The 4,613-nt window shown below is 48.1% G+C and carries 4 protein-coding genes and 2 pseudogenes; 2 read left to right on the top strand and 4 right to left on the bottom strand.

All coding sequences use genetic code 11. From position 1 onward, the window contains the following. The coding region (locus tag H740_RS09600; protein ID WP_002953577.1) for an aconitase family protein at positions 1–1,062 on the top strand (1,062 nt) is incomplete at its 5' end. An 86-nt stretch (positions 1,063–1,148) separates the two neighbouring features. Here the strand turns inward: H740_RS09600 and H740_RS09595 are convergent. The 4 genes and pseudogenes from H740_RS09595 to H740_RS09580 form a co-directional block, all read right to left on the bottom strand. Then, positions 1,149–2,320 (bottom strand): annotated as a pseudogene (locus H740_RS09595) (sensor histidine kinase). Next, positions 2,313–2,975 (bottom strand): response regulator transcription factor, encoded by a 663-nt coding sequence (locus tag H740_RS09590; protein WP_002953576.1) that lies wholly within the window; start codon positions 2,973–2,975, stop codon positions 2,313–2,315. Before H740_RS09590 ends, H740_RS09595 begins: the two are co-directional and overlap by 8 nt. Then, a complete protein-coding gene (locus H740_RS09585) occupies positions 2,975–3,220 on the bottom strand; it encodes a hypothetical protein (protein WP_002944746.1) in 246 nt (81 codons plus the stop codon). The genes H740_RS09590 and H740_RS09585 overlap by 1 nt, the downstream gene beginning before the upstream one ends. A 64-nt stretch (positions 3,221–3,284) precedes the next feature. Then, positions 3,285–4,196, bottom strand: coding sequence for an AEC family transporter (locus H740_RS09580; RefSeq protein ID WP_002953574.1), 912 nt, complete (start codon positions 4,194–4,196; stop codon positions 3,285–3,287). Between the two features lie 145 nt (positions 4,197–4,341). Here H740_RS09580 and H740_RS09575 point away from each other — a divergent pair. Beyond that, positions 4,342–4,613: pseudogene (locus H740_RS09575) on the top strand (efflux transporter periplasmic adaptor subunit); the annotation flags it as partial.

Here is a 4,613-nt window from a genome sequence, read left to right as displayed (position 1 = left end):
AGCTTCCCTGCTGGTAGCGGACTGGGGGCGTTTGCAGCGGTGTCTGGAGCTATGCCGCTAAATATGCCAGAGTCCGTGCTCGTGCGATTTAGCGGACGGCTACAAAAGGGCGTGATGCTGCGCGATCTGGTAAATGCGATCCCCTACTACGCGATCAAGCGTGGGCTACTTACGGTCGAAAAGAAGGGCAAAAAAAACATATTTGCGGGTAAAATTTTAGAGATCGAGGGGCTGGAGGAGCTAAAAGTCGAGCAGGCATTTGAGCTAAGCGACGCCTCGGCCGAGCGCTCTGCGGCAGCCTGCGCGGTAAATTTGAGCATCGAGAGCGCCTGCGAATACATCCGCTCAAACGTCGCTCTCATCGAGGCGATGATAGAGGCTGGGTATGAGAGCAGGGCGAGCCTGGAGCGCCGTGCGGCGAAAATGCGCGAGTGGCTAGCGGCACCCGAGCTGCTGCGAGCCGACAAAAACGCGTGCTACGCCGAGGTGATCGAGATAAATTTGGATGAGATAACAGAACCTATCCTGGCCTGCCCGAACGACCCCGACGACGTCGCGACTTTGAGCGAAATTTTAGCCGATAGCTCGCGCCCGCACAAGATCGACGAGGTATTTGTGGGTAGCTGCATGACGAATATCGGCCACTACCGAGCGCTCGGCGAGGCTCTGCGTGGGCTCGGGGCGCTACCGACTAGACTTTGGATCGCGCCGCCAACCAAGATGGATCAGCGGCTGCTGGAGGCGGAGGGCTACTACGATATCTTTCGCGCTGTGGGTGCTCGCACGGAGGTGCCCGGCTGTTCGCTTTGTATGGGCAACCAAGCCCGCGTAAATGACGGCGCGACCGTGTTTTCGACCTCGACGAGAAATTTCGATAACCGTATGGGCATGGGCGCGCGCGTGTATCTTGGTAGCGCCGAACTAGCGGCAGTTTGCGCCGTGCTAGGCAGGCTGCCGAGCGCCTCAGAATACATGAACATAGTGCCCCAAAAACTTGCTGGCAAAGAGGCGCAAATTTATCGGTATCTAAATTTTAACGAGATAGAAAATTTTAAAATTTAGTAAATGCGGCTAAAGCGGAGCTGTTTTGCGGCCAGCTTTTTCGCAAATTTTATCTAGCCAAACGTGCGCGTTTAAACCCGTCAAATTTAACTAACCCACCTAAGCGTAAAGGTCGTTTCTTTACCCGGTTCGCTTTCGCAGGTTACGGCGATAGCATTGTTTTCGCAGGCTCTTTTGACTAAATTTAGCCCGATACCAAATCCGCCTTGGTCTTCGTTAAACCGCGTGTATCGCTCGAAAATTTTATCTTGCTGCTCTTTGCTTAACCCCTCGCCGCTATTTGAGATTTTTAGCTCGCCGTCTTGCAAACTAACCGCGACGTAGCCGCCTTGGTTTGCGTATTTTGCGGCGTTACTTAGTAGATTATCCACCGCTCGTTTTAGCTCGTAGACGTTTGCGTTTATGAGAGCGTCATTTAAATTTAACCTTAGATCAAGCCCTCGTTTAGCAAAAAATGGAGCGAAAAACTCGAGCCGCTCGTTTAAAATATCTTTCAAATTTAGCTCTTCTTTAGGCGCGCAGCGCTCGGCGCCAAAGGATAAATACGTGAGGTCCTCATAGGTGCGGCTTAGCGTTTTGGCGGCGGTTTGGATGTTGTTTAGGCGCTTTAGATTTCTCTGGCTTAGGCTACTTTTATCTGCCGTTTCGATGCTCATAAGTATGACGCTAAGGGGCGCGTTTATCTCGTGAGTAGAGTCTTTTATAAAGCGATTTAGCGCGGCGATCTTGGCGTGTAGCGGCGCTAGCGCGGTCTTTGCTAGATAAAAGGCGATTATCATGATAACGCCTAAAACGATAAGCAAATTTAGCGCCGTACGCAGTCGCAGCAAATTTAGCTCGCTCGTGACGTCCTTGCCGCTTAGCGCGATCTTTGCCGTGGCTAGCTCGTCCGCGCCGCCTTCGTCCATGTTTTGTAGCGCCTCAAATATCGTCACCTTGCCGTCCGATACGACTGCCCACTCTGTGCGTCGTCAAATTTAGCGCAGCCCGCCTCGCCGTATAAAATTTGACCGCTTTTAGCTACGATGCAGGCTTTGACGTCTTTTTCGGCGGTAAAGCTTTCTACCGCGCCAAGCCCGTCCATGCGCGCTTTCATGTAGATGCCCATCTTGATCTCTTTTAGGTTTTTGACCTCGTTTGAGACGAGGGCTTCTTTTTTCATCTTATAGTCATTCGTGAAAAAATACCCCAAAAATAGGGCGCTAGTGATGAGATAAAGCGAGAGGATTTTGGCTATAACGGCGGAGCGCTCAGACATAGATATAGCCGTCGCCGCGCCTATTTATGATCGCGTCCTTGCCTAAAATTCGGCGTAAGTTTTTGACGTAAACCCGCAGGCTCAGCTCGCTAGGTTCCTCGCCGTAGTTCCAAATTTTATCAAATATCGTCTCTTTGCTCAGCAGCGCGTTTTTATTTTCCAAAAATAGCGCCAAAAGTTCGCTTTCTTTGTTTGAGAGGTTTACGATTTGCCCGTTTTGCCTTAGCGTTTTGGAGCTTGGATAAAATTTATATCCATCGTTAAGCTCGATAAATTCGTCATTTACGTGAGAAAATTTGCGCTTGATTAAAATTTGAATACGAAGCAAAAGCTCTTTTAGCTCGTACGGCTTTTTAAGGTAGTCGTCGCAGCCGCTTTTGTAGCCGATCTCTAGGTCTTGTAGCGCGTTTAGCGAGGTGGTAAAGATCGCAGGCGTGTCGTCGCCAAGCCGCCTAAGTTCGCGCAAAAGGGAGAAACCGTCGCCTTTAGGCAGCTTGACGTCGAGGATCAGGATATCAAAATTTCGCTCGTAGGCGGTATCTAGAGCTGCTTTAGCATCGGCTCGAACGGTCACGTCGTAGCCTTGTTCGCTTAGGTACTCGCTGATGAGTTCGCTTAGCGTCTCATCGTCCTCTACGAGCAAAATTTGCGTCATTACATCTTATCCTTTTTCATATCTTTCATGTCGTCTTTCTTTTTACCCATATCGTCTTTCATCTCTTTCATGTCGCCCTTCATTTCGTCCTTTTTTATCATCATATCGTCTTTTTTCTCCATCATGGCGTCCTTCTTTTCCATCATGGTATCTTTTTTCTCCATCATATCGCCTTTCATCTCGGCGGCAAAGATAGAACCTGTAACGAACAACGCGCTAAGCGCAACTAAAGCTAACTTTTTCATAGCATCTCCTTTAAGAAAATTTATGATGGAAGTTTAGCCAAGAAACGTGAAATGAGCGTGAAATTTAAGCCATCAGGCTAAAAACAAACGATAAAAGCGGCAAACTAACGAAGCTAAACGCGACTCCGACGGCCACTGCGGCGACAGCTAGCTGGCTATCTAGCTCTGCTTTCATGATCATCGCGCTTGCTAGCACCATCGGCGGCATGGCGCACTGCAGGATGCCTATCATCCAAATTTGACCGAAATTTACGCCAAAAACTATCGTGGCTAATATAAAAATAAAAGGCGCTAGCAGCATCTTGCCGATGATAACGACGGCGGTTGATTTATAGCAGCTTTTGATACTGCGAAAACCAAGCCCGATGCCGATCGCAAAAAGCGCGACTGGAACGACGCTCTGAGCAAAAAGAGTAAGCGCGTCAAATAGCACGCTTGGAAGCGGAACGCCGCGGAGTAAAAAGCCAAAAATTAGCGCGACGAATGGGGGAAATTTGATCACTTTCATCACGTTTTGCACGAGCGAAACCTTCGCCGGAGCGCCGAAAGCCAGGATAAAAGGCCCAAAAATGCTAATCGGGATCGAGGTGGCTAACTGATCGTAAAAGATGACTTCGTTCATCGCGTCTTCGCCGAAAAAGCCTTTGATGATAGGCATACCCATAAATACGGTGTTTCCGAACATTCCGAGTAGTACGGCGCTCACGGTCGTGGCTTTGTTAAATTTTAAAAATCTGCACGCCAAAAATATTGCCGCCGCTCCCAGCATCGAACAGGCAAAACCGGTGGCGATGACGTTGATAAGCGTGGTGTCGATGTTTACGTGGTAAATTTTATCGAAAATCAGTGCCGGAAGCGCGAAGCAAAGCGCGTAGTTTATGAATACGGAGGCGTTTTTTTGCTCAAAGACTTTAAATTTTTTCGCCCCGTAGCCCGAAGCGATAATGATAAAAATAGATAATAATTGCGTAAACATTTGCGTAATCCGAGTTATAAATTTTAAAAAACCGATTATACGGCGGCTCGCATTAAAGAAAAATAAAATTTAATTGAATTACTTAACATCGCCTTAACGGGTTTTTGTATATAATCTCGCGTTAAATTTAAAAAAGCGAGAAATAATGAAAAAACTTATCAAATTTATCGCGGTTTTAGCCGTGCTGGCTGGGATTGGTTACTACTTTTATGATAAAAATTTTAACGTCCCGCAAGTCGATCAGTTTATAACCTCAAAAGCCGTTCGCGGCGAGCTCGTAAAAAGTATCGAAAGCAACGGCGAGATCTACGCTACCGAGCTAATCGACGTGGGCGCACAAGTCGGCGGCCAGATTAAAAAACTATACGTCAAACTTGGAGACGTCGTAAAGGCGGGCGACATGATCGCTGAAATCGA

The organism is Campylobacter showae CC57C (genome assembly GCF_000344295.2).
Taxonomy (GTDB): domain Bacteria; phylum Campylobacterota; class Campylobacteria; order Campylobacterales; family Campylobacteraceae; genus Campylobacter_A; species Campylobacter_A showae_B.
Note: the sequence above shows the minus strand (reverse complement) of the source record. Positions and strands in the feature narration are given on the sequence as shown.

What these genes read in the sequence shown, in the direction of transcription:
- H740_RS09590 (WP_002953576.1), bottom strand. Translation starts at nt 2,975, where the DNA reads ATGACGCAAATTTTGCTCGTAGAGGACGATGAGACGCTAAGCGAACTC.
- H740_RS09585 (WP_002944746.1), bottom strand. Translation starts at nt 3,220, where the DNA reads ATGAAAAAGTTAGCTTTAGTTGCGCTTAGCGCGTTGTTCGTTACAGGT.
- H740_RS09580 (WP_002953574.1), bottom strand. Translation starts at nt 4,196, where the DNA reads ATGTTTACGCAATTATTATCTATTTTTATCATTATCGCTTCGGGCTAC.